At 74.2% G+C, this 24,535-nt stretch carries 14 protein-coding genes and 1 pseudogene; 3 read left to right on the forward strand and 12 right to left on the reverse strand.

Translation table 11 applies throughout. The features are described from left to right. Nucleotides 1-88 precede the first annotated feature (88 nt). The 10 genes from PUR56_RS09930 to PUR56_RS09975 all read right to left on the reverse strand — a co-directional run bounded on the left by PUR56_RS09930 (nucleotide 89) and on the right by PUR56_RS09975 (nucleotide 13,220). Nucleotides 89-1,108 (reverse strand): hypothetical protein, encoded by a 1,020-nt coding sequence (locus PUR56_RS09930; protein WP_329948601.1) that lies wholly within the window; start codon nucleotides 1,106-1,108, stop codon nucleotides 89-91. After that, nucleotides 1,105-2,409, reverse strand: coding sequence for an MFS transporter (locus tag PUR56_RS09935; RefSeq protein WP_329948602.1), 1,305 nt, complete (start codon nucleotides 2,407-2,409; stop codon nucleotides 1,105-1,107). Before PUR56_RS09935 ends, PUR56_RS09930 begins: the two co-directional genes overlap by 4 nt. A gap of 174 nt (nucleotides 2,410-2,583) precedes the next feature. Then, nucleotides 2,584-4,032 (reverse strand): CBM96 family carbohydrate-binding protein, encoded by a 1,449-nt coding sequence (locus PUR56_RS09940; protein WP_329948603.1) that lies wholly within the window; start codon nucleotides 4,030-4,032, stop codon nucleotides 2,584-2,586. Between the two features lie 472 nt (nucleotides 4,033-4,504). Further along, the gene (locus PUR56_RS09945) at nucleotides 4,505-5,524 is read right to left on the reverse strand and encodes an N-acetylglucosamine kinase (protein ID WP_329948604.1); all 1,020 of its coding nucleotides are present in this window, start codon (nucleotides 5,522-5,524) and stop codon (nucleotides 4,505-4,507) included. 152 nt (nucleotides 5,525-5,676) lie between these two features. Beyond that, nucleotides 5,677-6,966, reverse strand: coding sequence for a 6-phospho-beta-glucosidase (locus PUR56_RS09950; RefSeq protein ID WP_329948605.1), 1,290 nt, complete (start codon nucleotides 6,964-6,966; stop codon nucleotides 5,677-5,679). Further along, on the reverse strand, nucleotides 6,966-7,880 hold the full coding sequence (locus PUR56_RS09955) for a carbohydrate ABC transporter permease (RefSeq protein ID WP_329948606.1): 915 nt from the start codon (nucleotides 7,878-7,880) through the stop codon (nucleotides 6,966-6,968). Before PUR56_RS09955 ends, PUR56_RS09950 begins: the two co-directional genes overlap by 1 nt. A gap of 21 nt (nucleotides 7,881-7,901) precedes the next feature. Then, nucleotides 7,902-8,900 carry a carbohydrate ABC transporter permease gene (locus PUR56_RS09960; RefSeq protein WP_329948607.1) on the reverse strand — a complete coding sequence of 333 codons (999 nt, stop codon included), beginning with the start codon at nucleotides 8,898-8,900 and terminating at the stop codon, nucleotides 7,902-7,904. Nucleotides 8,901-8,924: 24 nt separating this feature from the next. Then, nucleotides 8,925-10,280: an ABC transporter substrate-binding protein gene (locus PUR56_RS09965; RefSeq protein ID WP_329948608.1), complete on the reverse strand. Its 1,356-nt coding sequence runs from the start codon at nucleotides 10,278-10,280 to the stop codon at nucleotides 8,925-8,927. Nucleotides 10,281-10,558: 278 nt separating this feature from the next. After that, on the reverse strand, nucleotides 10,559-11,749 hold the full coding sequence (locus tag PUR56_RS09970) for an ROK family transcriptional regulator (protein ID WP_329882059.1): 1,191 nt from the start codon (nucleotides 11,747-11,749) through the stop codon (nucleotides 10,559-10,561). A 244-nt stretch (nucleotides 11,750-11,993) separates the two neighbouring features. Continuing rightward, on the reverse strand, nucleotides 11,994-13,220 hold the full coding sequence (locus PUR56_RS09975) for a mechanosensitive ion channel family protein (protein ID WP_329948609.1): 1,227 nt from the start codon (nucleotides 13,218-13,220) through the stop codon (nucleotides 11,994-11,996). A gap of 600 nt (nucleotides 13,221-13,820) precedes the next feature. Here PUR56_RS09975 and PUR56_RS09980 point away from each other — a divergent pair. After that, nucleotides 13,821-14,324: pseudogene (locus PUR56_RS09980) on the forward strand (HNH endonuclease); the annotation flags it as partial. Nucleotides 14,325-14,713: 389 nt separating this feature from the next. On the opposite strand, the gene PUR56_RS09985 reads toward PUR56_RS09980, so the two are convergent. After that, a complete protein-coding gene (locus tag PUR56_RS09985) occupies nucleotides 14,714-18,811 on the reverse strand; it encodes a beta-N-acetylglucosaminidase domain-containing protein (protein WP_329948610.1) in 4,098 nt (1,365 codons plus the stop codon). Nucleotides 18,812-19,171: 360 nt separating this feature from the next. Between PUR56_RS09985 and malQ the strand changes: the two genes are divergently transcribed. Then, nucleotides 19,172-21,331 (forward strand): 4-alpha-glucanotransferase, encoded by a 2,160-nt coding sequence (gene malQ, locus PUR56_RS09990; protein ID WP_380359653.1) that lies wholly within the window; start codon nucleotides 19,172-19,174, stop codon nucleotides 21,329-21,331. 20 nt (nucleotides 21,332-21,351) lie between these two features. Next, nucleotides 21,352-21,582 (forward strand): hypothetical protein, encoded by a 231-nt coding sequence (locus tag PUR56_RS09995; RefSeq protein ID WP_329948611.1) that lies wholly within the window; start codon nucleotides 21,352-21,354, stop codon nucleotides 21,580-21,582. 205 nt (nucleotides 21,583-21,787) lie between these two features. Here the strand turns inward: PUR56_RS09995 and pepN are convergent, their stop codons facing one another. Then, on the reverse strand, nucleotides 21,788-24,370 hold the full coding sequence (pepN, locus tag PUR56_RS10000; protein ID WP_329948612.1) for an aminopeptidase N: 2,583 nt from the start codon (nucleotides 24,368-24,370) through the stop codon (nucleotides 21,788-21,790). Nucleotides 24,371-24,535: the final 165 nt, after the last annotated feature.

A 24,535-nucleotide genomic window follows, 5' to 3' on the forward strand; every position in this document is an offset into this window, starting at 1 on the left:
CGGAATCCGTACACCCGGTTCCGCTCCGCCGGTTCCGCCGGTCCGGCGGAACCGGACGGCGGCGGGCAGGCGGGCGGACGGCGCACGGTCAGGACAGCGGGGCGGGGGAGTTGGCCTCGGGGACGAGCAGCGCGGGCGCCGCCGAACCGTCGGCCGGTACCCCCCAGACGTCGTTGACCCCGTCCGAGCGCTGGATCGCGTACGCGACGGTGGCGTCGTCGAGCCAGGCGGGCTGGTCGTCCACCGAGCGCTGCTCGGGCAGCCGGGTGGCGGCCATCGTGGCGAGGTCCAGCACGGCGGGGCGCCAGCCCTTGGCGGGGTCGCCGTCGACGGCCTGCTTGAACGCGATCCGGCGGCCGTCGGGGGAGAGCGACGGGCACTCGACGTTGTCGGCGAGCGTGCGGACGGTCCGGGCGGCGAGGTCGCCCTCCACCAGGTAGCGGTGGCCGTCGGTGGCGAGGGTCGCGTAGAACCGGTTGTCGTCCGCGGTGAAGGTCACCCCCCAGTAGTTCACGTCGGCGGCGCGGTACGGCCGGCCCTCCCGGGTGATCGTGAACTCCTCCAGAGTGTTGAGGAGTTGCCCCCCGGAGGTGTCGAGGACGCCGGTCCGGGTGGAGAAGGAGTTGCCCGCGTAGGAGTCGCCGCCGACGAAGAGCGTCCAGGAGACCATCCGGCCGCTGGCGGAGACCCGGAGCCGGTTCGGGAGGCCGGTCAGCGAGACCTTCCTGCGCTCGTTCGACGCCCGGTCCAGCACGACGAGTTCGGGCCCCTCCAGGGCGCCGGCCGGGGCGAGGCAGGCGACCGTCCCGGCGGCGGCGTACGCGCGCTCGCAGCGGCGGCTGCCGACCTCGCGGCTTCCGCCCGGGTCCTGGCGGGAGACGGACGAGAGCAGGCCGTTGCTCAGGACCTGGATGCGCGGACCGGCCGCCGTGCCGCCGGGGTCGCCGTCGGGATCGGAGTCGGAGTCGGGGGCGGAGCCGCGGCCCGGGGCCGTCGCGGCGGTGCCCGGTGCGGAGCCGGCGGTCAGGGTGTACGTCGTGGCGGCGCCGCCGAGCAGCAGGGCGGCGGTGGCGATCGCCAGCAGCCGGGCGCGCGGGGTGAGGTTCAACGGGGGTCCTTCGCAGGGGTGTCGGAGGTGGTCACGGGAGCGGCCGGGCCGGCGGGGCGGCGCGGACCGCCGGACAGCAGGACGACGGTCCCCAGCAGCGCCACCGCGACGGCCGCCGCGGCCGCCCGGCTGGCGGTGGCCGGCCCCCAGTACTGCCAGGCCAGCCCGAACAGCACCGAGGAGGCCAGGTAGGCCAGGGCCTGTCCGCTCTGCACCAGGGCGATGCCGGTGGTCCGCAGCGCCTCGGGCAGCCGGGGCCCGGCCAGGGCCATCAGCACGCCGTCGGTGGCCGCGTAGAAGAGGCCGTGCAGCGCCAGCACCGCCACCGTCGCGCCCGTCCCGTCGAGCGGCCCGTACAGCAGCAGGTACGCGCCGGCCAGGGCCGCGTAGCCGCCCAGCAGCACCGGGAGGCGGCCGATCCGGTCGGCGAGCGCGCCCAGCGGCGCGGCCAGCAGCAGGTACGTCAGGCTGGTGCCGACCGCCAGCAGCGGGAACCAGCCCAGCGAGAGGTCCGAACGCCGCTGCAGCAGCAGGTAGACGAAGCCGTCGCCGATCGTGGCCAGCCCGAGCAGCGCGGCGGCCAGCACCAGCCGCAGCACCGGGCCCTGCCGCAGCAGGCCCAGCGCGGCGCGGGCGGAGATCGCGCCGGCCGCGGGCATCGGGGTGCGGTGGTCGCGGACGAACAGCACCAGGATCAGGACGCCGAAGGCGGCGACGCAGAAGCTGGTGACGAAGACCGCGTCGAAGGCCTGTCCGGCGGCGGCCAGGACCGCCAGCGCGAGCAGCGGGCCGGCGAAGGCGCCGGCCGCGTCCATGGTGCGGTGCAGGCCGAACGCCCGGCCCAGCGAGCCCTCCGGGGCGGAGAGGGTGATCAGGGCGTCCCGCGGGGCGCTGCGCAGGCCCTTGCCGGCCCGGTCGGCGGTGATCACCAGGCCGAGCGCGGCCGGTGCGGAGCCGGCGGCGAGCAGGCCGAGCTTGGCGACGGCGGAGATCGCGTAACCGGCCCCGGCGACGACCTTGCGGCGCTGGATCCGGTCGGCGACGAAGCCGCCGACCAGGCGCAGCAGCACGGTCGCGCCGCCGTAGAGACCGTCGATCACCCCGTACGCGGCCGGGCCGAGGTGCAGGGCGGCGGTCAGGTAGAGCGGGAGGACGGCGGTGACCATCTCGGAGGAGACGTCGGTCACCAGGCTGACCGTCCCGAGGGCGACGACGTTGCCGCCCACCAGGGCCCAGCGGCGCTTCCTCGGGCCGGCGGGGGGATCGGCGGCGGCCGGGCGGCCGATGGTGGACAGGTACACGGGTGGCCTTTCGCCGGTGCGAGCTCGGCACGGGGACGGTCGGCGCGGGACGGTCGGCGCGGGACGGTCGGCGCGGGACGGCGGCGCGGGGTGGTCCGCGCGGGGTCGGCGGAGCGGCGGGACGCGGCCGGGGGAGGTCCCGGCCGCGTCGTCGCTCGGGGGGTGCGCCGGGCGTCAGTGGCAGGCGGTGGTGCCGCTGTCGTTGTACGTCTTGCCCGCCTCGGGGACGAACTGCCAGGTGTAGCCGTTGTTGTGCAGCGTGAACTTCAGCACGCCGTAGGTGTCGCTGTTGCGCGCCTCGCTGTTGGCCTGGATGGTGCCGAAGCTGTAGTGGCTGGCGCCGCCCATCCCGGCCACGAAGTGCCGGATGCCGCGGGTGGTGTCGAGCGCGCCGCCCGGGTTCATCGGCGCGAACCGCTCGTACTGGTGGTTGTGGCCGGTGACGATCACGTCGGCGTTGTAGTCGTACAGGGCCTGCACCAGCGGGCCGACGGACGTGCTCGGGCCGTGGTTGGAGCCGGACGTGAACCGCGGGTGGTGCCAGTACGCCAGCGTGCAGGGCTTGTTGCTCGCGGCGAGGTCGGCGCGGAGCCACTGCTCCTGGGCGGAGCCGGTGCTGGTGGAGATGTTCGAGTTGAGCGCCACGACGTGCCAGTTGCCCAGGTCGTAGGAGTAGTAGCCCTGGCCGGCGGTGCCGGCCGCGGCGCCGAAGTAGTTGTAGTAGCCGGTGGCGCCCGAGGTGTTGTACTCGTGGTTGCCCGGCGCCGGCTTGGTGCGTGCCTTGTGGCGGCCCCAGGTCGGTGCGTAGTAGTTGGTGTAGTCCGAGGCGCTGCCGTCGGGGTAGGCGTTGTCGCCCGCGTTGAACACCGTGCCGGGGATGCCGTCGAGCAGCTTGGCGGTGGCCTCGTCGCCGTTCCCGGAGTTGGCGATGTCGCCGGCGCCGACCAGCACCGGGTCCGCGCCGCCGGTCGGGGAGGTGGTGGGGGTCGGGGTGGCGGTGGGCGTGGCGGTCGGCGACGAGGTCACGGTCGGCGACGGGGAGGGCGTGCCGGTGTCGGTGGTGATCACCAACTGCGGTGCGGTGGAGCCGGATTCGCGCGAGTCGTAGTCGGCGCCGTCGCTGGACGCGGAGGTCACGCCGATGGCGAAGGTGCCGTTCCCCTGGACGTAGGAGGTGACGTCCACCTCGTACCAGGCGTTGCGGGAGACGGAGCCGATCGAGCCCAGCACCGGGCCGTCCACGGCCGGCTGGTTGTTCCAGGTCAGGCCGGTCTCGGACCAGGTGGTGCTGCTCAGCGAGCGGAAGGTGCCGCCGCTGCCGCTCTCGGCACCGGACACGTCGTCGGTGTGGATGCGCAGCTTGGCGCCGGTCACCGGTGCGGTGAGGCCGGCGACGGTGAACTTCAGGAAGGTCCGCTTGGCCGGGCTGTTGTCCACCCCGAGCTGGCCGGACGTTCCGTAGTTGGTGCTCGGGTTGCTGCTGTACGCGTAGGTGTCGGCCACCGGGGTGAACGTGGTGGTCCCGACCGCCGCGGTGGCGGCACCGGAAAAGGCGGTGACGGCCAGCGCGCCGGCGGTCATGGCGCCGAGGGTGGCCGCGGCGACGACTCTGCGTCCGGGCATGGGGTGACCCTTCGTGAGAGGAGGGGGACGGTCGGCGGTGCGTCGGGAGACGCTAGGGACGGCAGCCTTCTCCCGGGTGATGGACTTCCCCTGGACCGATGGCCGGTCGGTGAACGCCTGGTGCCGTCGCCCCACCGGCCTCTCCGGTCCCACCCCGCCCCGGCCGTCGGCCCCCGCGCCGCCTCGCTCGACCGGTCCGTCGACCGGTCCGAGCAACTGACTGTCCGTCAGGTTACCGCGCCGTAGCGTCCCGTCCACCCCTCCCGTCGCCACCCGCCCGTCCGCCGCCCACCCGCCCGATCCCGCCGCCCCGCCGTGAACACCCCGCCGTGAACGCCCCGCCGCGCCGCCCGGCCGTGAACGCACGACCGCCCCCGCCGGGTGTGCGGACCCGGCGGGGGCGGAACCTGTGGGGACGGAAGCGGCGAGGGCGGAAGCGGTGCGGCGGGGGCGGAAGCGTCGGGACCGGGCGCTACGCCGCCACCGGCCGGTCGGTGTCGTACGCCTCCCGCACCCGGGCCTGCGCCTCGGCGCCCGCCGCCAGGTGGTCGAGGCCGAGCAGCGCCGCGCCCAGCACCGGCGGTGCGACGACGACGCGCGGCTCGGCGAGCGGCGCGGCCTCCGCCAGCCGGGCGGTGAGGTTGTCGATCAGCAGCGACTGCCGCGAGGCGAGCACGCCGCCACCGAGCACCAGCGGGGTGGGTTCCTCCAGGAGTTCCAGCCGGCGCAGGGCGACGACCGCGAGCCGGGTGATCTCGTCGGCCTGCCGGTCGATCAGCTCCAGCGCGACCCGGTCGCCACCCTCCGCGACCGCGAACAGCACCCGGACGATCTCGTGCAGCCGGCCGTACGGCAGGTGGTCCAGGTGGACGGCCTCGGCGACGGCGCCGGCGCTGGGCAGGCCGAAGTGCTCGGCGATGGCCGGGGCCAGGACGGTCGGCCCGCCACGGCCGTCCTCCGCGCGGACGGCGTGCCACATGCTGGTGAGCGCGAGGCCGGCGCCGCCGCCCCAGTCGCCGGTCAGTTCGCCGAGGGCGGGGAACCGGGCGGTGCGGCCGTCGGGCAGCAGGCCGACGCAGTTGATGCCGGCGCCGCAGACGACGGCGACGCCGCGCGGGCCGTCGGTTCCGGCGCGCAGCAGGCCGAAGGTGTCGTTGACGACGGTGTTGCTGGCGCCCCACGGGTGGGACTCCAGGGCCACCCGCAGCGCCTCCTCCTCGACCGGGAGGTCGGCGTTGGCGAGGCAGGCGCTGACGTGACTGGTCAGCGTGCCGTTCCAGGCGGTGATCCCGGACGCCGCGGCGGCCTGCTCGACCAGCGGCGCCAGGTCGGCGACGGCGGCGGCGCCGCCGACCTTCTGCGGGGTGAAGCCGCCACCCCGGGCGGAGCCGAGGACGGTGCCGTCGGCGCCGATGAGGGCGACGTCGGTCTTGGAGTTACCCGCGTCGATGGCGAGGACGCCGGGCAGGTGTGGTTCGGGCTGGTGGGTCATCAGGTCCCCGCGGCTCGTACGTGGCCCGGCCGTGGTTGGTCCCGGCCGGGGGTGGGAGGTCTCCTCGCGGCCTCCTCGCGGAGGGCCGGCGGGCCCTCGGCGGCCCGGCCCGCACCCCCCACGGAGTGCGGGCCGGAGTTCGGCCGGGCGGGTCAGGCCCAGGCGAGGTGCTCGCGGTTGTGGGCGAGCAGCCGGTCCGTCAGCCGGTCGGCGAGGTCGATCTGGCCGACCAGCGGGTGGGCGAGCAGGGCGTCGAAGACCCGGTCGCGGCCGCCGCGCAGGGCGGCGTCCAGGGCGAGGTTCTCGTACGCGGTGACGGAGGCGATCAGGCCGGCGTAGAGCGGCTCGACCGGCCGCTGCGGCAGGGCCCGTACGCCCGCCGCGTCGACCTCGGCCGGCACCTCGATGACGGCGTCGTCCGGCAGGAACGGCAGGACGCCGTCGTTGCGGGTGTTCACCACCTGGACCGAGGTGGCGCCGTCGGTGCCGAGCAGCGCCGCGATGAGCTGCACGGCCGCTTCGGAGTAGAACGCGCCGCCGCGCTTGCCGAGCAGTTCGGGCTTGGTGTCGAGCGCGGGGTCGGCGTACATCTCCAGCAGCTGCCGCTCGATCTCGGCGACCTCGGCGGCGCGGGAGCCCTTGACCTTGAGCTCCTCCACCACCTGGTCGTGCTGGTAGAAGTACCGCAGGTAGTAGGAGGGGACGACGCCGAGCCGCTCGATCACCCGCCGGGGCAGGAGCAGGTCGTCGGCGATCTCCTGGCCGAAGCCGGCGAGCAGCTCCGGCAGCACCTCCCGGCCACCGGCGGCGCCGGGCGCGTCGAGCAGGGTGACGCCGCGCTCCCAGGTGAGGTGGTTGAGGCCGACGTGGTCGAGCCGGATCAGCTCCGGGTCGACGCCCAGGTGCCTGGCGAACCGCCGCTGGAAGCCGATGGCGACGTTGCAGAGGCCCACGGCCTTGTGGCCGGCCTCCCGCAGGGCCCGGGTGACGATGCCGACCGGGTTGGTGAAGTCGACGATCCAGGCGTCGGGGTTGGTGCGCCGGACCGTCTCGGCGATGTCGAGCACCACCGGGACGGTCCGCAGCGCCTTGGCGAGCCCGCCCGCGCCGGTGGTCTCCTGGCCGACGCAGCCGCACTCCAGCGGCCAGGTCTCGTCCTGGTTGCGGGCCGCCTGCCCGCCGACCCGCAGCTGGAGCAGGACGGCGTCGGCGTCCGCGACCCCCGCCTCGACGTCGGTCGTGGTGGTCACCACGGCGCCGTGCCCCTGCTTGGCGAAGATCCGCCGGGCCAGCCCGCCGATCAGCTCCAAGCGGTCCGCGGCCGGGTCGATCAGGACGAGCTCGCCGATCGGCAGGGTGTCCCGCAGCCGGGCGAAGCCGTCGATCAGCTCCGGGGTGTACGTCGAACCGCCGCCGACGATGGCCAGCTTGAGTGTGGACATCAGCCCTTGACCCCTGTCAGTGTCACGCCTTCGATGAAGGCCTTCTGTGCGAAGAAGAAGAGGAGGATCACCGGGGCCATCACCAGCAGCGTGGCGGCCATGGTGAGGTTCCAGTTGGTGTGGTGGGCACCCTTGAAGGACTCCAGGCCGTAGGAGAGCGTCCAGGCGCCGGGCTTGTTGCTGGCGTAGATCTGCGGGCCGAAGTAGTCGTTCCAGCAGTAGAAGAACTGGAAGAGGGCGACGGCGGCGATGGCCGGCTTGGCCATCGGCAGGACGACCTTGAGGAGGGTGCGCAGGTCGCCGCAGCCGTCGATCCGGGCCGCCTCGATGTACTCCTTGGGGATGGTCAGCAGGAACTGCCGCAGCAGGAAGATCGAGAAGGCGTCGCCGAAGGCCATCGGGATGATCAGCGGCCAGAGCGAGCCGCTGAGCCCGAGCTCCTTCGCCCAGAACAGGTACATCGGGATGATGGTGACCTGGGGCGGCAGCATCATCATCGAGATGACCGCCATCAGCGCCAGATTGCGGCCGCGGAAGCGGAACTTGGCGAGCGCGTAGGCCACCGGAAGGCTGGAGACGATGGTCAGCAGGGTGCCGAGGCCGGCGTACAGCAGGGTGTTGCGCCACCAGGTGAGGAAGCCGGGGGTGTCCCACACCTTGGCGTAGTTGCCCCACTCCCAGGAGGTGGGCCAGTAGTCGGTGGTGAGCGCCTGGCTGTCCGTCATCACCGACGTGAGGAAGGCGAAGACGAGCGGGAGCAGGAAGAACAGCGCGGCGGCGACGGCCAGCGAGTGCACGGCCACCCAGTTGAGCAGCGCGCGGCGGCGGGCGGCGCGGGCCGCGGCGCCGGGGGCGCCGCGCCGGGCGGGCCCCTCCGCGGGGGCCTTCGCCGTGAGGGTGGAGCTGAGAGTCATGATCGTGTCCTCACTGGGCCGCTAGTCGTCGCTCGCCATGAAGCCGGACTTGCGGCGGAGCAGGAGCGAGGTGACGGCCATCGAGATGGCGAACAGCACCAGGGCGACGACGCACGCCGCGCCGTAGTTGAAGCGCTGGAAGCCGAGGTTGTAGACCATCTGCGGCAGGGTCCAGGTGGATCCCTGCGGGTAGCCCGGTTCGAACTGCTGCCCGGAGTTGCCCGCGTTGCCGCTGGTGACCTTCGCGGCGACGATCGCCTGGGTGTAGTACTGCATGGTCTGGATGACGCCGGTGACCACCGCGAACATGATGATCGGCGAGATGTTCGGCAGGGTGACGAACCGGAACCGCTGGAACGGCCCGGCGCCGTCGAGTTCGGCGGCCTCGTACTGGTCCCTCGGGACGTCCAGCAGGGACGCCATGAAGATGACCATCAGGTCGCCGATGCCCCACATGGCGAGCATGGTGAGGGCGGGCTTCGACCACGTCGGGTCGGCGAACCAGCCCGGCTGGGGCAGTCCGATCTCGCCGAGGAAGTGGTTGACCGGTCCGGTGCCGGGGTTGAGCAGGAAGGCGAAGGCGACGGTCGCGGCCACCGGCGGTGCCAGGTACGGCAGGTAGAACGCGGTGCGGAAGAGTCCGGCACCGGTCTTGACCTTGGTGATCAGCAGCCCGATGCCGAGGCCGAACGCCACCCGCAGGCTCACCATGATGAAGACCAGCCACACGGTGTTGCGCAGGCCCTTCCAGAAGGCCGGGAGGTCGTTGAAGACGTAGTCCCAGTTCTTCAGGCCGTTGAAGGCGGGTGCGCCGAAGCCGTTGTACTTGGTGAACGAGAAGTAGACCGTGGAGATCAGCGGGTACAGGAAGAAGACCGCGAAGCCGATCAGCCAGGGGGAGAGGAAGGCCAGGGTGCGGGCCGCCTCCCGGCGGCGCTTCCGGCGCAGCAGGTGCTGCGTGGAGGGCGCCGCCGGGTCGGTCGGTCCGGTGCCCCTGCGGGTGTCGGACGCGAGTGACATGGGAGCTCCGTGAACCGTTCCGCGCTACTTGGCCTGGGCGATGGCGGCGTCGATCTCCTTGGCGGTGGCCGCGAGACCGGCCGCGAGATCGGTCTGCCTGCCGGACTCGAACTCGTAGCCGAGGTTCTGCACCGAGACGATGTAGCCGCCGCCGTTGACGCTGGCCGGCGTGGTGCTGGAGTTCGCGTTCTTCGCGATGTCCAGGAAGGTCTTGAAGTTCGGGTCGCTGATCAGCTTCGGCGAGTCGAGCGCCGCGAAGGTGCTGGGCACGTTGTGGATCGCGTTGGCGAACGAGACCACCGCGTCGGTGTCGGTGGTGAGGAACTTCGTCAGCTCCCAGGCGGCGGCCTGCTTCTTGCTGGTGCTGGCGATGCCGATGATGGTGCCGGTCTGGTAGCCGCGGCCCCAGGTGGAGGCCAGCTCGTCCGGCACCGGGAACGGCGCGGTCGCCCACTCGAAGTCCGGCTTGTTCTCGGCGAGCGAGGCGGTGCGCCACTCACCGTCGATGGCCATCGCGACCTGGCCGGTGTGGAAGGGGTTCTTGGCGCTGAACTCCTCGCCGAAGGTGGCCCGGAACTTGTCCAGCTTGTCGTAGCCGCCGAGCTTGTCGACCAGGCCCTTCTGCCAGTTCATCATCGCCGCGACCTTCGGGTCGGCGGCGATGCTGGACTTGCCGGAGGCGTCGAAGTAGCTCGGGCCGTACTGGCCGAGGAAGTGCTCGGTGGTCGACTCGTAGCCGTGGTACAGCGGCATGAAGCCGAGCTGCTTGTAGCTGTCGCCCTCGGCGAGGGTGAGCCTGGCGGCGGTCTCGGCGAACTCGCTGAAGGTCTTCGGCGGGCCGGCGATCCCGGCGTCGGCGAAGGCCTTCTTGTTGTAGTACAGGCCGAAGGCGTCGCCGAGCAGCGGCAGGGAGCACTGGTTGCCCTGGAACTGCGTGTAGTTGAGCATCGCGGCCGGGAAGGTCTTGGCCGGGTCGATGTTGTCCTTCGCCAGGAAGGGCTTGAGGTCGGCGAAGGCCTTGGTCGAACAGAACATGCCGACGTTGTTGGTGGTGAACGAGGAGACCACGTCCGGGGCGGCGTCGCCACCGGCCCGCAGTGCCTGGTTGACCTTGTCGTCACCGATGTTCTCGGTCGTCTTGACGTGGATGTTCGGGTGGGCCTTCTCGAAGGCGGCGATGTTGTCGTTGATCGCCTTCACCTCGGCGGGCTGGTTCCAGCCGTGCCAGAAGGTGATGGTGACGTCCTTGCCGCTGGCCGAGTCGTCGCTGCCGCTGCCGTCGCTGGATCCGGTGCAGGCGGTGGCCAGCAGGGCCAGGACGGCGCTGCCGGTGACGGCGGCGATCGTACGGCGGCCTCTGCGGGAGGTGGTGGAGTGCACTTCGAGGTCCTCCTGGGGGTGCGCGGGCAGGCGTCATTGCCTCGGGTCCCGCGTAGGGGGTTGGGGAGAGTGGGTGCAGGGGTCGAGCGGTGCGGGTGGTGCGGGTGGAGCCGGGTGGTTCAGGCGGTGCTCGGTGGGAGCGCCGGTGACTCGGGCGCCGATGGGTCGGACGCCGGTGGTTCTGAACCGGTGGTTCTGAACCGGTGGTTCGGACGCCGGTGGTGGAAGCGTCCGTGGTGGGAGCGTCGCTGGTGTGAACTTCGGTGGGCGGGTGGACCTCAGTGGGTGGAGAAGACCGCCTCGCGGGCGGCCGCCAGCGCGCGTTGCAGCGCGCCCAGCAGGACGGGCGAACCGGACAGGGTGCTGCTGCGGACCTCCGGGCGGGCGATCGAGATCCGGGCCAGCTCCTCCTCGACCAGCGCCCGCAGCCGTTCGCCGCCCGCGGTCGGCACACCGCCGGAGACCACCACGAGCTGGGGGTCGACGACGGCGACGATCACGGCCAGTCCGACGGCCAGCCGGCCCGCCAGCTCGGTGAGGAACGCGTCGCCGGCGCCCGGGGTCCGCAGCGCCTTGGCGAGCGTCTCCTCCGCGGTCGGCGCGCCGAGTCCGTGCTCCCGGGCCAGGGCCCGGACGGCGGGGGCGCCGACCAGCTCCTGGAACCCGCCGGAGTTGCGGCGGCGCACGTCCCGCAGCACCGGGGCGCCGGGCACCGGCATGTAGCCGACCTCGCCTGCGCCGCCGGTGAAGCCGCGGTGCAGGCGGCCGGCGATCACGATCGCGGCGCCGGTGCCCTCGCCGGCCCAGAGCAGGACGAAGTCCTCGAACCCGTGCGCCGCGCCGGAGGCCTGCTCGGCGACGGCGGCCAGGTTCACGTCGTTCTCGATCGACACCGGCGCGCCGATCGCCCCGGACAGCTCCTCGACCAGCCGCGGCGCGTGCCAGCCGGGCAGGTGGGAGGCGTACCTGAGCTTGCCGGTGCCGGGGTCGGGCGCCCCGCCGACGCCGATCACGACGGTGTGCAGGCTGCCCTCGGCCAGCCCGGCGGACCGGGTCGCGTCGGCGACCACCCGGGCGACCCGGGGGACGGTCTCGGCGGCCGTCCACCCCTTGGTGGGGACGACGTCCTCGGTGAGCGTGGAGCCGGTGATGTCGGCGACGGCGACCCGGACGTGGCTGTTGGTGACGTCCAGCCCGGCGACGTGGCCGGCGGCCGGATTCACCTGGTACAGCTGCGCGTTGGGGCCCGGTCCGCCCGCCGTGGTGCCCACCGGCAGGACCAGCCCGGCCGCCTCCAGACGGGCCAGCAGCTGGGAGGCGGTGGGCTTGGAGAGTCCGGTCAACGTGCCGATCTGGGTACGGGAGAGCGGGCCGTTCTCCAGCAGTAGTTCGAGGGCGGCGCGGTCGTTGATCGCGCGCAGCAGGCTGGGGGTGCCGGCGAGGGGGGCCTTGGCGGTGGTCCTGGTCACGCGGAGATCCTCCTCCTCTTCCTGCTGGTCGGCTGCCCGGCGGACGGGCCCGGGCGAACTGTTAGGAAACTTTCCAGTCGCTTGAGACAGGACCGTACGGTCCCCGTCACGAGGGTGTCAATGGCCCTTCCCCCGGTGGATGCCGAAGCGTTACCGGGCAGCAGTGAGCCCCGCCTCCGGCGTGCGCGGAGACGGGGCCCTCGTTCGTTCACGGGCTCCGCCGGGGCGGCGGCCCGCTACCCGGTCAGGGCGCCTTGGCCGCGTCGTCGACCGGCTTCACGGGAGCCGGTATCGGCGCCGTCGCCTGGTAGCGGGGCGAGTTCGGGTCGGCCAGCGCCGACGGCGGTGCCGGGTCGGCGCCCGGCGAGGCCGCCGACGCGGTGGTCAGCACCACCCCGGCGGTGGCCGTTCCGGTGGCCGCGCCCGCATCGGCGGCGACCGGCGCGACCTCCTCCTTGACCTTGATCCCGGCCTGGTCGAACGCGACCTTCAGGCGCTGCCGCAGGGCCCGCGCCACGCTCAGCGACTTGCCCGGAGCCGTCCGCGCCTCGACCCGCAGCACCACCGAGTCCACGGCCACCGACTCCACGCCCAGGATCGAGAACGGCGCCCAGACCAGCTCGTCGAACGGCGCCTCCTTGGCCAGGGCCTCCGCCGTCTCCTGGATCAGCGCCTCGACCCGCAGCAGGTCCTCCTTGTACCCGACCTGGACGTCCACCGAGGCGGTCGACCAGCCCTGGCTCATGTTGGCGATCCGCTTCACCTCGCCGTTGCGGATGTACCAGATCTCGCCGCCCGCGCCGCGCAGCTTGGTCACCCGCAGGCCGACCTCCAGCACCGTGCCGGTGGCCACCCCGGTGTCGATCTCGTCGCCGACGCCGTACTGGTCCTCCATGATCATGAAGACCCCGGAGAGGAAGTCGGTGACCAGGTTGCGGGCGCCGAAACCGATCGCCACACCGGCCACACCGGCACTGGCCAGCAGCGGGGCCAGGTTCACCCCGAGCGCCGACAGCACCATCAGCGCGGCCGTCCCCAGGATGCTGAAGGACGCGACGCTGCGCAGCACCGAGCCGATCGCCTCCGAGCGCTGCTGCCGCCGCTCGGGGTTGACCACCCCGGTGTTGGCCAGCAGCCCGCCCAGCCGTCCGGGCTCGTCCTCGCCCTCGCCGGGCTTGACCATCCGCGCGATCAGCTGGGAGATCAGCTTGCGGACCATCGCGCGCAGCACTAGGGCCAGCACGACGATGAAGACGATCCGGACCCCGCTCGCCAGCCACTCCTGCCAGTGCGAGTCGAACCAGCTGGCGGCCTGCCGGGTGGTGTCGGAGACCTCCTGCGCGCTGGTCGGGATTCTGAGGTCGAGCTGCGGCAGCCCCGGGGCCGTGGGACTGGGGGACGGGTTCGGCGTCGAGGCCGACGGCGTGACGGACGCGTCGGCGAGGAGGCCGGCGGCACCGGACCTGAACACGTGCGGGACCTTCCTGCAGGGTGCGTGGCACAGCCCGCCGCCGCGGAGGCACACCCGGGAGGCACGCCCCTGGCCTGCGGACCGTCCGCTCTACCCTATCCGCCGCCCACCCGGCACCCTGACACGCCGACGGCCTCTGCACCGCCCTCCCACGGCTCTCCCACGGTCCGGCCACCGCTCTTCCGAGGGCGCGCGGCGGCCGGACGGACGCCCCGTCAACGCCCCGGCGCGCTGCCCGCGGCCCCGCCCGCCCCGCGGTTCACCCCCGCCGCCCCCTCCGGCCGGGCCCGCCGTCCGCGCTGCTCCGACGGGGTCCGACCGGTTCCCGCCCCGTGCGCCCCGCTGCTCCGACCGGCCCAGCCTTCCCCCGCGAGGGCGCCCCGGAGCACCCTCCGGGCACCGGGGTGCAACCCGCCCTTCCCCCGGGCATACCGGGTATGACAGAAGCCACATCCGGAGTTCACGTCAGGTCCGTTACACAGGAGTGGTGGCGCCGTACAAAGGCGTAAGGCGACACTGGGGGAGATCACGCACCCGCTGTGTGATCCAACCGCTCGTCCCGGCGCGAGCCACGCGCCGCAGGCGTCCAAGGAGGCATCCGTGCCGCATGTCCTGGTCCTCAACGCGTCCTACGAGCCACTCGGCGTCGTATCGATGCGCCGCGCACTCATCCTCGTCCTCAATCACAAGGCAGTCAGCCTCGAGGACTCGGGTGTCACTCTGCACAGCGCCACCAGCGCCCTTCCGGCGCCGTCCGTCGTCCGACTGACCCGCTTCGTCCGGGTCCCGTTCTGCGGGCCCGTCCCGCTCACCCGTCGGGCGCTGTTCGCCCGCGACCACGGCCGTTGCGTCTACTGCGGGGCCGCCGCCACCAGCGTCGACCACGTCATCCCGCGCAGCCGGGGAGGCCAGCACCGGTGGGACAACGTGGTGGCCGCCTGCCGCCGCTGCAACCACACCAAGGCCGACCGCCACCTCACCGAACTCGGCTGGCGGATGAAGCGCCCGCCGGCCCCGCCGTCCGGCCTGGCCTGGCGGATCATCGGCACCGGGATCAAGGATCCGCGCTGGCGGCCCTACCTGGAGCCGTACGGCGGCGGCGACCAGCTGCGCGCCCCGCAGTGGGGCGAGTACGAACACCACGACCATACCGAGGCCACCCATCCGGTGCCGCTCGGCCGGGCGCACTCGGCCCACTCCGCCCACTCGGCCCACTCCGCCCACTCCGCACCCGTCCGCCGCGGTGAGCAGCCCGAACCGCTCTCCGCCTGACCACCGCTCCACAAGGGCTTGCCCGACAGATTTCCCGGTACGCCTCATGGGCCGCCACGCACCCCGCAAACGGGGAGCGCGGCGGCCCGCCGCGTTGCCGGGCCCGGCCGCGCTCCCGCCCACCGTGCGCACGCAGGCCCCGCGTGCCCGTGCCCGGGCGGCCGTGCGTGCCCGCGGGGGCGGACCGGGCGCAGGAACCCGCGCCCGGTCCGGCACCCCCGCTACGGCTTCGCCGGCGGACCCGTCGGGGCGCCGGTCGAGCCGGACGGGGCCGGAGTCGGCCCGGTGGGCGTGGCGGACGGCGCCGGGGTGGTCGCCGGGGCGGTCGGCACCGTGGTCGGCTGTCCGCCGGCCTGTCCGCCGCCCTGCTGTCCGCCGCCCTGCTGGCCGCCACCGCCGGGCTGCCCGCCCGGAGGCGTCACCGGCGGCGTGAGGGGCGGTGTCACCGGCGGGGTCGCCCCCGCCGCCGCGGCGACGGCGTACAGCTCGACGCCCCAGAGCGAGTAGCCGTACTTGGTGGCCCGGGCCACGCCCTGCACCCGCAGGTACTTCGCCCCCGGCGCGTCGAACCGCACCGTCTCGTTGCCGCCCCTGCCGTCCTCCACCGTCGCCACGGTGGTCCAGGAACGGCCGTCCGCCGAGGCCTGGATCTTGTACGCGGCGGCGTACGCGGCCTGCCAGTGCAGCACCGCCGAGCCCAGGTGGACGGCCCGCGGCAGCTCCAGCTGCACCCAGGCGTCGTCGGCGGCCGGCGAGGACCACCGGCTCTTCGGATCCTGGTCGGCCACGGCCGAGGCGGGGAAGTGCGGCGTCTCGTCGGCCGACGAGGTCGCCTCGGCGGTGATCGCCAGGTCCGGCCCGCCGGTCGGCGGCACCACGTGCACCTGGAGCACCTGCCGCATGCTGGTCTGCCCGGTCACGAACACCACCGGCACCTGGTAGGTGCCCGACGGCGTGTCCGGCCCCGCGGTGACCAGCAGCGGGACGCCGACCCGGCCGCCGCGCGGCACGCTCACACCGGTCGCGGGCGTCACGGTCAGCCCCTTGGCGACGGCCGGCACCTCCGTCCGCAGCTCGCCGGTCACCCCCTCCGGCCGGCCGGCCTCGACGGTGGCCCGGGCCTGGACGGGCGCGCCGGCCCCGATGACCGCGTCGACCGCCGTGTCGGCCAGGCTGAGCCGGGCCGCCGGGGCGTCCGCGTACCAGGGGATCACCTGGTTGACCACCGGAGGCTGCCCGCCCGGCTTCCAGGCCAGGCGGAACGCGTCGGCGGGCAGCCCGCCGGCCGACAGCTCGTTCCAGCCCGGCTGTATGGTGCCGATCTCCGCCCAGCTGCCGTCCGCGCGCCGGACCGCGACGGCGGCGGAGGCACGCACGTTCGGGTCGGTGAGGATGGTCAGCCGGTCCAGCGGCCGGGCGGCGCCCAGCTCGACGGTGAGCGGCTCGTCCAGCGAGGTCGGCGCGGTGGCCGCCCGGTAGGCGGTGTCCGGGTTGCCGTCCAGCACCGCGGCGGCCGAGGAGCCGGGCAGTGCGGCCGGGCCGCCGGAGACGCTGGCCGGTGCCTCGTCCGGCGCGGTGACCGAGAACTCGCGCACCGCGACCGCGGTCTTCTGCGCCGAGGTGGCACGCAGCCGGACCGCCCGGACGACGGTCCCGGCGGGCAGCTGGGCGGAGACGGACTTCTGGTTCTTCACCTGGGCCAGCCGCTTCCAGCCGCCCTCGCCGGTGGAGTACTCCAGCACGCCCTCGCGCAGGTAGTCGTCGAGCGCGTTCTGGCCGTCCGGGCCGTTGCCCCAGGAGCCCATCAGCACGGTGACGCTGCCGACCGGGCGGCCGTCGCCGAGGTCCAGACCGACCGAGTCGCCGGGCTGCGGCGGCGCCGAGCTCCAGTAGAACGTGTCGGCGACACCGTCGGTCATCAGCGCGGGGAGGTGGTCGTGCGCGGTGCCCAGGGTGGTGGTCGGGGTGACGCCGCCGTCGAGCACGCCGGCCCAGGTGTCGGCGGCCCGCAGCGCCCGCTCCAGGAACGGGCCGAGCACGCCCGCGCCGACCGTCGCCGGGCTCTGGCCGAGCTGCTCGCGGAGCTTGTTCAGCTCGACCCGGGCCTTCCAGGCGGCCCCGCCGTCGCCGCCCCGCTGGGCCACCAGCATGTCCACGGCCGCCTGTCCGGCCAGGCCGTAGTCGCGCAGCGGAGCAAGCCAGGAGGCGGACTCGGCGGCCAGCTGGGCGGTGGCCGGCGCCGAGGCGAGGGTCTGCTGCGCGCCGGCCATCGCGGCGAAGGATTCCCGCAGCGGGGCGGCCGCCTCGATCAGCCGGGCGAGGTCGGGCGCCACGCCGGAGGTCGGCTCGGCGGTGGCCCAGAACCGATCCAGCAGCGGCAGCAGGTAGCCGGACTCCTGCTTGGCGAGCGGCGACGAGGCGCTGTTGCCGGCCAGCGCGGTGACGGCGGCCAGGGCCGCGCCGGCGGGCGTCGCGGCCGAGGCGGTCGGACCGGCCAGCGAGCGCAGCGCGGCCTGCCAGGACTCCTCCGGCTTGTACCCGGCGGGGTTCCAGGCGAAGTCACCGGCGGTGGCCAGCGCGATCCGGGAGGCGACCGGCTGCTGCATCGCGCCCGTCAGCATGACGGCCGAACGGGTCACCACCTCGGTGTCGCGCCCGGTGTAGGCCCCCAGGAAGAGCCGGTCCGGGGTGGCGTCGTTGACCGGGTAGTTGTCCATGGTGACCAGCGGGTGCCCGTACAGGCTCGCGGTGTCGGCGGCCTGGGTGCCGGTGATCCGCTCCGGGATCACGCCGACCCCGCTCCAGGCGACCTGGACGCCCGGCGGCAGTGCCGCGGCCAGCGCGGTCCGGTACGGGGTGGCGCCCTGCTGGTGGTACTCGGTGGGCACCACCGAGAGCGCGGCCAGCCCGGGGTTGCGGGCGATCAGCCGGTCCTGCACCCGGCCGGCCAGTTCGGCCTGCGCCTTGGCGGCGGCGGCCGGCCCGGTGCCGTACTTCGCGCGGTCCTCGGAGCAGTGCCACTCGTCGTAGGAGACGTCCAGGAACTGCAGCTGGAACGCGCCGAAGCCGAGCTTCCGCAGCCCGTCCAGCTTGGCCACCAGCGCGTCCGCGTCCTTCGCGGAGCTGTAGCAGAAGGACTGACCGGGGTCGATCGCGTACCCGGCCGTCACGTGGTTGTGCGCGGCCCGGGCGGCCAGGGCCCGCAGGTCGTCGGCCTTCCCCTGCGGGTAGGCGTCCCGCCAGCGGGAGAGCCGGTACGGGTCGTCGCCCGGCGCGTAGAGGTAGAGGTTCTGCTTGGCCCGGCCGAGGAAGTCCAGCTGGTCGAGCCGCTGCTGCTGGGTCCACGGGGTGCCGTAGAACGCCTCGGCGGTGCCGCGCACCGGCGCGCCGGACGGCCAGTCCCGCAGCGTGACGCCCGGCAGCCCGAGACCGGCCGCACCCGGCGCCTGCCCCTGCCCGGCCGGGACGACGGCCAGCAGCTGGCGCAGCGACTGCGCGGCGTAGAAGGTGCCCGCCGCGTCGGTGCCGGCCAGCACCACCACGCCGTACGTCCCGCCGCCCTGCACCGGCAGCTGACCGGCCGACAGCACGTACCCGCCGGCCGGCATCCCGGCCGTGGTCGGCGCCGCGGTGTCCTTGCCGCCCGCGGCCGCGGTCAGCTCCCGCAGCACCCGGTCGGTCGCGCCGCCCGCGCCCTCGGCGGGCCCGCCGACGTACACCACCAGGTCGCCGGCGACCGGCGTGCCGGGCTCCGACCGCGGGGTGATCACGGTGGCCCCGGCCACGCCCAGCACCTCGTGCACCGCGTCCACCGCACCGTGGTCCGCCTTCGGCGAGACCACCAGGGTGACGCCGGTCGGCACGGTGACCGGCTTCCCGGCCACGCCCATCTCCTGCGGACGCGGGAACACCTGAGGGTTGCTCACGTTGCCCAGCGGCGTCTGCGCCGCGTTGCTCGCGGTGCTCACCACGTCCGGTCCCGGCGAGTACGCGTACGCGGCCGGACCGCTCACCAGCAGTCCGCCGACCACGGCCGCCGCCGACAGCGTCGCCGCCACCTGGAGGGTCCGCCGGCTCGGTGCCCCGGGCCGCGCGGCCAGCGCGCGCTCGGCGCGCACCGACGGCAGCAGCGGAGACGTCCCCTTGAGATCGGCGATCAGCCGGTCCGCCGTCCTCGGCGCCAGCTGACGGCAGGTCCGTGCTGTCGCCCGCCGCGCCGCGAGGGCCGCCGGGTGCTGCAACACGTCACGCAGCGCCGGGCTCTGCTCCAGCTGCTGACGCAGCCGCCGCCCGGCTACCTCGGACACTCGGGCTTGCACAGGAGCCTCCTCGCCAGGAACCACATCGCGCCAAAGCCCACCAGCTACCCCTCCCGGTGTCAACGTCGCCGACGGGTATGACTACTTTGTCCGATTTACCCCGGACTCCAACCCTTCGCCCCCGCACCGAAAGCCCCGGTCGCGAACGCGCCCGCCGGGGGCGGGACGCAGGCCCGGCCGACGTCCCGTGCGCGCGCCCCCGGCGGACCCGGTGCTCCCGCGCCACCCCCGGGTCCGTGTGTCGCGCAGGGTCGCCGGGGCGTCACGCGGGTAGGACTGTGGCTGTCCTGACTGGGCGTTGCCGAGACATCGCAGGAGCCGCGAGTGGCCGCTTATCTCGACCGTGACGGAGCCGACGGCCTGGAGGTGCCGGCGCAGGACGCGCCGCCCCCTCCGCCGGAGCTGGTGGCGCTGGCCCAGGCGTACGGAGTGGACGCCCGGTACGGGCCCGGAGGAGTGCCGGCGGGCGCACGGACGCTGGTCGCGGTGCTGGCCGCGCTCGGCGTGGACGCGGCCACCCCCGACGCCGCCCGGGCCGCGCTGGAGCACCACCGCACCGAACAGCGCGCCCGCCTGCTGCCCCCGACCGTGGTGGTCCGGGCGGGCCGGCGGACCGCACTGGACGTGCCCGCCGACGCGCGGCTGACCGTCGAGCTGGAGGACGGCGGCCGCTGGGACCTCCCGCGCGGCCACGCCCACTGGCTCCCCGCCGACCTGCCGCTCGGCCGTCACGTCCTGCGGGCCGAGATCCCCGGGCGGACCGGGGACGAGCGGCGGACCGGCACCGCCCACCTGATCGTCGCCCCCGAGCGGCTCCCCGCGCTGCCCGGCCGCAGCTGGGGCTTCCTCGCCCAGCTGTACTCCGTGCTCTCGGACCGCTCCTGGGGCATGGGCGACCTCGCGGACCTCGCCGACCTCGCCCAGTGGGCCGGCGCCGGCCTGGGCGCGGGCTTCCTGCAGATCAACCCGCTGCACGCGGCCCTGCCCGCCGTCCCGTCCGACCCGTCGCCCTACCGCCCGTCGTCCCGCCGCTTCGCCGACCCCGTCCACCTGCGGGTCGAGGCGGTCCCCGAGTACGCCTACCTGACCGGCGAGGACCGCGCCGAGGCCGACGGGCTGGTCCTGCGCGCCGCCCGCCTGCGGGCCGAGGTGCTGCAGCACGACGGCCTGATCGACCGCGACGGGGTGTGGGCGCTCAAGCGCCGCGCGCTGGAGCTGCTGTACGCGCGGTTCGAGCGGTACGCGGCGGAGCACGGCGCGGTCCGGCGGGCCGCCTTCGAGGCGTACCGGGCCCGCGAGGGCGCGTGGCTGGAGCGGTACGCGGTCTGGAACGCCCTGGCCGAGAAGCACGGCGCCGACCGGCACGCCTGGCCGAAGGGGCTGCGCCACCCGGACTCCCCGCACGTCGCCCGCGAGGCCGCCGAGTCGGCCGACCGGGTCGGCTTCCACCGCTGGCTGGCCTGGCAGGTCGACCGGCAGCTCGCGCACGCCCAGCAGGCGGCCCGCACCGCCGGCATGCCGGTGGGCCTGGTCCACGACCTCGCGGTCGGTGTCCACCCGGACGGCGCCGACGCGTGGGCCTTGCAGGACGTCCTCGCCACCGGCATCTCGGTCGGCGCGCCCCCGGACGCCTTCAACGCGCACGGCCAGGACTGGGGCCTGCCGCCCTGGCGCCCGGACGCGCTGGCGGAGGCCGGCTACGCGCCGTTCGCCGAGCTGATCCGCGCCGCCGCCCGGCACGCCGGCGCGATCCGGATCGACCACGTCATGGGCCTGTTCCGGCTCTGGTGGGTGCCGGCCGGGCACGCGCCGATCGAGGGCGCCTACGTCCGCTACGACGCCGAGGCGATGCTCGGGGTGCTGGCGCTGGAGGCGCACCGGGCCGGCACGGCGGTGATCGGCGAGGACCTGGGCACGGTGGAGCCGGGTGTGCGCGAGGAACTGGCTGCCCGCGGGGTGCTGGGCACCTCGGTGCTCTGGTTCGAACGGGACTGGCAGGCGAAGGGCGAGATCCTGCCGCCCGGGCGCTGGCGCCCGGGCAGCCTGGCGACGCTGACCACGCACGACCTGCCGTCGACGGCCGCCCGGCTGTCGGGCGAGCACGTGGAGCTGCGGCACCGGCTCGGCCTGCTGGCCAGGGCGCTCGGCGACGAGCAGGCGGAGGCGGCGGCCGAGCTGGCCGACTGGCGGGCCGAGCTGGCCCGGCTGGGCCTGCTGGGGGAGGACGAGCCGCTCTCGGCGACCGCGCTGTACCGCTTCCTGGCGGACACCCCGGCCGAGCTGGTCGGGGTCTGGCTGCCGGACGTGGTGGGCGATCCGCGCCCGCAGAACCTGCCGGGCACCTGGGACCAGTACCCGAACTGGCGGCTTCCGGTCGCGGACGGCTCCGGCCGGCCGGTCACGCTGGACGCGCTGGCCGCCGCTCCGGCCGCGGGTGCCCTGGCTGACCTGCTGCGGACCGTCGGGCAGCAGACCGGGCCCGGGCCCGAAAGGCCGACCCCGCCGAGCGGCCCCTCGTAAGTGGCGGGTAAGTTGGCATCGTGGACAAGAGGAACGCTTTGCGAGCCGGCGCGGTCACCGCAACGGTCACGCTGATGATGCTGCTGTCGTCGCCCGCCATGGCCCTCACCAGGGACGACGGCGACGACCCGGGTAGCGGCCTGAGCGTCGCCCAGACCCTCGGTCTGTTCGTGGTGCTCCCGATCGCGTCCTTCGTGATCATCGCCGCTCTGGCCGCGCTGCCGTACGGCGGCGGCAAGGAGAAGAAGTAGCGGCCGCAGGCCTTCCGGCCACAGAGCCCAGCAAGACCCCGAGGGGGCGCCGGACCACGTCCGGCGCCCCCTCGGGCGTTTCCGCGCCGGGTGCGCCCGCCCGCCCCGGCCCTGCCTCCGACCCCGCCCCCCGCCCCCTGCCTCCCGCCACCGGGAAGGCCCGCGGCGGGAGGCAGGGGGGACGGCGGTCGGCCGCGCCGGGACCTCAGCCCCGTGCGCCCGCCGCCCGGTCGGCGGCCTGCGCCTTGAGCGCCCGCTCGATCCCGGCCCGCGCCTCGACGACCTGACGCCGCAGCGACGGCGCCGGGTCGGCCGAGTCCAGCCACGCGTCGGTGGCGTCCAGCGTGGCCTGCTCGACCAGCAGGCCCGGGTAGAGCCCGCCGATGATCTGCTGCGAGATCTCGTGGCTGCGGGACTCCCAGACGTCCTTGACCGCCGCGAAGTACTTCGCCACGTACGGCGCCAGCAGCTCGCGCTGGTCGGTCTGCTGGAAGCCGCCGATCACCGCCGCCTGCACGTAGTTGGTGAGCGTGTCCGACTCGACGACCGAGGCCCAGGCCTCCGCCTTGGCCTCGGCGGTCGGCCGGGCGGCCCGGCAGCTGGCGGCGTGCTCCTGGCCGGCCGCGGTGTTGTCGCGGGCGAGTTCGGCCGCGATCGCGGCCTCGTCGGCGCGCCCGGTGGCGGCGAGCCGGCCCAGCAGGGTCCAGCGCAGCTCGGTGTCGACGGCCAGGCCGGCGATCTCGACGGAGCCGTCCAGCAGACCGGCGATCAGGCCGAGCTGACCGTCGGTCCGGGCGACGGAGGCCAGGACGCGGGCCCAGGCCAACTGGTGGTCGCTGCCCGCCTCGGCGGTGCGCAGCCGGTCCTCGGCGGCCTCGGCCCAGCGGGACAGGCCCTGCTCGCGCCAGGCCGGGTCGGCGTAGGCGTCGAGGGCGAGCCGCACCTGGCGCTGCACCGACTGGACGACGCCGATGTCGGACTCCCGCCGGAGGCCGGAGAGGGCCAGCGTCAGGTAGTCGCGGGCGGCCAGCTCGCCGTCCCGCGTCATGTCCCAGGCGGAGGCCCAGCACAGGGCGCGCGGCAGCGAGTCGGGGAAGCCGCCGAGGTGCTCGGTGACGACGGCCAGCGAGTCCTCGTCGAGCCTGACCTTGGCGTAGGAGAGGTCGTCGTCGTTGAGCAGGATGACGGCCGGGCGGTGCCGGCCGGTGAGCTCGGGCACCTCGGTGCGCGGGCCGTCGACGTCCAGCTCGATCCGGTCGGTGCGGATCAGGGCGCCGTCGTTCAGCTCGTAGAGGCCCACGGCGATCCGGTGCGGGCGGAGCACGGCGTGGCCCTTGGCGCCGGCGGGCAGCGCGGGGGCCTCCTGGAGGACGGCGAAGGACTCGATCTCGCCGTCGGTGTTGAGCGTGAGGGCGGGGCGGAGCACGTTGATGCCGGCGGTCTCCAGCCAGGCGGTGGACCAGGCCTTGAGGTCGCGGCCGCTGGCCTCCTCCAGGGCGCCGAGCAGGTCGCTGAGCCGGGTGTTGCCCCAGGCGTGCCGCTTGAAGTAGGCCCGCACGCCCTCGAAGAACGCGTCCTGGCCGACGTACGCCACCAGCTGCTTGAGCACCGAGGCGCCCTTGGCGTAGGTGATGCCGTCGAAGTTGACCTGGACGTCCTCCAGGTCGTTGATGTCGGCCATGATCGGGTGGGTGGACGGCAGCTGGTCCTGCCGGTACGCCCAGGTCTTCATCTGGTTGGCGAAGGTGGTCCAGGAGTTGGGCCACTTGGAGCCGGGGGCCTCGGCCTGGCAGACGGCCTCGGCGAAGGTCGCGAACGACTCGTTGAGCCAGAGGTCGTTCCACCACTCCATGGTGACGAGGTCGCCGAACCACATGTGGGCGAGCTCGTGCAGGATCGTCGCGGCGCGTGCCTCGTACGCGGCGTCGGTCACCTTGGACCGGAACACGTACTGGTCGCGCAGGGTGACGGCGCCCGCGTTCTCCATCGCGCCGGCGTTGAACTCCGGGACGAACAGCTGGTCGTACTTGGCGAAGGGGTAGGGGAAGTCGAACTTCTCCTGGAAGTAGTCGAAGCCCTGCCGGGTGACCTCGAAGATCGCCTCGGCGTCCAGGAACTCGCGCAGCGAGGGACGGCAGTAGATGCCCAGCGGCACCTCCTGGTCGCCGTTCCGGTACGCGTCGAAGACACCGACGTACGGGCCGGCGATCAGCGCGGTGATGTAGGTGGAGATCCGGCCGGTCGGCTCGAACCGCCAGACCTGGCTGTCGCCCTCGTCCTCGGGCGTCGGGGTGGGCGAGTTGGAGACCACCACCCAGCCGGTGGGCGCGGTCACGGTGAACGTGAAGGCGGCCTTGAGGTCGGGCTGCTCGAAGGAGGCGAAGACCCGGCGGGCGTCCGGCACCTCGAACTGGGTGTACAGGTAGGTCTCGCCGTCGACGGGGTCGACGAACCGGTGCAGGCCCTCACCGGTGTTGGTGTAGGCGCAGTCGGCGACGATCCGCAGCTCGTTCTCGGCGGCGAGGCCCGGGAGAGCGATCCGGCTGTCGGCGAAGTTGGCGTTGTCGAGCCGCTCGCCGTTGAGGACGATCTCCTCCACGCTCGGCGCGACCAGGTCGATGAAGGTGGCCGCGCCGGGGGTGCGGGCGGTGAACCGGACCACGGTGGTGGACCGGAACGTGCCCCCCTCTCGGGCGGAGCTCAGGTCGAGCTCGATCTCGTACGCGTCCACGTGCAGGAGGTCGGCCCGGGTGCGGGCCTCGTCACGGGTCAGGTTGGTGCCGGGCACTCGCTGGACTCCTTCGTCAGGCTGATGCCTGGCATCCTGCCATGCCCGCCCGCCGGGTCCGGAGGAATATGCCCGCGGCCGTCGGACGGGAGGGGCGGGCCGGGCCGGAGGGGGGACGACGAAGGCGGGGCGGGGGTGGTCCGTGGACCACCCCCGCCCCGCCCG

This window comes from Streptomyces sp. BE303 (genome assembly GCF_036290945.1).
Taxonomy (GTDB): Bacteria; Actinomycetota; Actinomycetes; order Streptomycetales; family Streptomycetaceae; genus Kitasatospora.

Coding starts and splice junctions, on each gene's coding strand:
- PUR56_RS09940 (WP_329948603.1), bottom strand. CDS start 4,032: ATGCCCGGACGCAGAGTCGTCGCCGCGGCCACCCTCGGCGCCATGACC.
- PUR56_RS09945 (WP_329948604.1), bottom strand. CDS start 5,524: ATGACCCACCAGCCCGAACCACACCTGCCCGGCGTCCTCGCCATCGAC.
- PUR56_RS09950 (WP_329948605.1), bottom strand. CDS start 6,966: ATGTCCACACTCAAGCTGGCCATCGTCGGCGGCGGTTCGACGTACACC.
- PUR56_RS09955 (WP_329948606.1), bottom strand. CDS start 7,880: ATGACTCTCAGCTCCACCCTCACGGCGAAGGCCCCCGCGGAGGGGCCC.
- PUR56_RS09960 (WP_329948607.1), bottom strand. CDS start 8,900: ATGTCACTCGCGTCCGACACCCGCAGGGGCACCGGACCGACCGACCCG.